General features: G+C 68.4%; 2 protein-coding genes. Both read right to left on the reverse strand.

Features of this window, described 5'->3' with window-relative positions:
• Window positions 1-88: 88 nt before the first annotated feature.
• The gene (gene ppgK, locus ACFU53_RS47810; protein WP_384006904.1) at window positions 89-835 is read right to left on the reverse strand and encodes a polyphosphate--glucose phosphotransferase; all 747 of its coding nucleotides are present in this window, start codon (window positions 833-835) and stop codon (window positions 89-91) included.
• A gap of 140 nt (window positions 836-975) precedes the next feature.
• Window positions 976-1986 carry a 4-hydroxy-3-methylbut-2-enyl diphosphate reductase gene (locus ACFU53_RS47815; RefSeq protein WP_384006906.1) on the reverse strand — a complete coding sequence of 337 codons (1011 nt, stop codon included), beginning with the start codon at window positions 1984-1986 and terminating at the stop codon, window positions 976-978.
• Window positions 1987-2095 lie beyond the last annotated feature (109 nt).

A 2095-nucleotide genomic window follows, 5' to 3' on the forward strand; every position in this document is an offset into this window, starting at 1 on the left:
AGGCCAGACCCTTCAAATGGACCAAGACTGCCGACCAGATCCTCGACCGCATCTGCCGCTACTGCTCACGCATCTCCGAACCAGATCACTAGCCGGCCTTCGCCGCCCGCATCGCCGCGCCCACGATGCCCGCGTTGTTCTGCAGCTGGGCCGGGACGATCTCCGCCGTGATGCCCTCGATGAGGTGGAGGAACTTCTCGGACTTGCGGCTGACGCCGCCGCCGATGATGAACAGTTCGGGCGAGAAGAGCATCTCGACGTGGGCGAGGTACTTGGTGACGCGCTTGGCCCAGTGCTCCCAGGTCAGCTCGTGGTCGTCCTTGGCCTTGGTGGAGGCGCGGGTCTCGGCGTCGTGGCCGTGCAGCTCCAGGTGGCCCAGCTCCGTGTTCGGGACGAGGACGCCGTCGGAGAACACGGCGCTGCCGATGCCCGTGCCGAAGGTGAGCAGGATGACCGTGCCCTGACGGTCGCGCCCGGCGCCGAACTGCACCTCGGCGACGCCCGCCGCGTCCGCGTCGTTCACCACGGTCACCGGCAGGCCACCGAGCCGGCCGCTCAGCAGGGCGCGGGCGTCGACATCGATCCAGCTCTTGTCGACGTTGGCCGCCGTACGAATCGTGGCACCGCCCGTGACCACGCCGGGGAACGTGATGCCGACCGGGCCGGTCCAGCCGAAGTGGTCGACGACCTCCTTGACCCCGTCGGCAACCGAGTCGGGCGTCGCCGGGTGCGGGGTCAGCACCTTGTGCCGCTCGTGCGCCAGGTCGCCCAGGTCCAGGTCCACGGGAGCGCCCTTGATCCCGGAACCACCGATGTCCACGCCGAAAATGTGCATGGCCCTACGTTACGTCGTACGACTGACAGTCACGGCAACGAGGTACCCCGTCGCCGCCGGGTGCCGGAACCCTCACGTCCTCGAACGCGGACGGCCCCGGAACCTTCACGTTCCAGGGCCGTACGCGCGTGTTCAGGTGGTCAGGCGTCCTGGCCGGTGCGCTCGGCGACCAGGGACGCGGCCTCCTCGCGCAGGTCGCGGCGGAGTTCCTTGGGCAGGGAGAAGGTGATCGACTCCTCGGCGGCCTTGACCAGTTCGACGTCCTCGTAGCCGCGCTGGGAGAGCCACTCCAGGACCTCTTCGACGAGGATCTCCGGCACGGAGGCGCCCGAGGTGACGCCGACGGTCTCCACGCCCTCCAGCCAGGCCTCGTCGATCTCGCTCGCGAAGTCCACGAGGTACGCCTCGCGGGAACCGGCGAGCTTGGCGACCTCGACGAGCCGGACCGAGTTGGAGGAGTTGCGGGAGCCGACCACGATGACCAGCTCCGCCTCGGCGCCCATCTGCTTCACGGCGAGCTGACGGTTCTGCGTGGCGTAGCAGATGTCGTCGCTGGGCGGCGAGACGAGCAGCGGGAACTTGTTCTTGAGCGCGCCGACCGTCTCCATCGTCTCGTCGACGGAGAGCGTGGTCTGGGAGAGCCATACGATCTTGGACGGGTCGCGGACCTCGACCTTGGCGACGTCCTCGGGGCCGTCGACCAGCTGGATGTGGTCCGGCGCCTCGCCCGACGTGCCGATGACCTCTTCGTGTCCCTCGTGCCCGATCAGGAGGATGTCGAAGTCCTCGCCTGCGTACCGGATCGCTTCCTTGTGGACCTTGGTGACCAGCGGGCAGGTCGCGTCGATGGTGGCGAGCTTGCCGCGCGCGGCCTCGTCGTGGACGGTCGGGGCCACGCCGTGCGCCGAGAACATGACGATGTTCCCCTCGGGGACCTCCTCCGTCTGCTCGACGAAGATGGCGCCCTTCTTCTCCAGCGTCTGCACGACGTACTTGTTGTGGACGATCTCGTGGCGGACGTAGATCGGGGCCCCGTACTGCTCCAGGGCCTTCTCGACGGCGATCACCGCGCGGTCGACACCCGCGCAGTAGCCGCGCGGGGCGGCGAGGAGGACACGGCGGCGGCCAGGCGAAGCGGTCATGTCTTCCATCGTAGGGGGTTCCCTTGCGGGGCCTTCGCCGCAAGGGAGCGCGGAAGAGCTCGACTGGTTGCGGTTGTGGAGCGAATGCAGGTTGTGGGGGTTGTTCGCGCAGTTCCCC

The organism is Streptomyces sp. NPDC057474 (assembly GCF_042802555.1).
Lineage (GTDB): Bacteria > Actinomycetota > Actinomycetes > Streptomycetales > Streptomycetaceae > Streptomyces.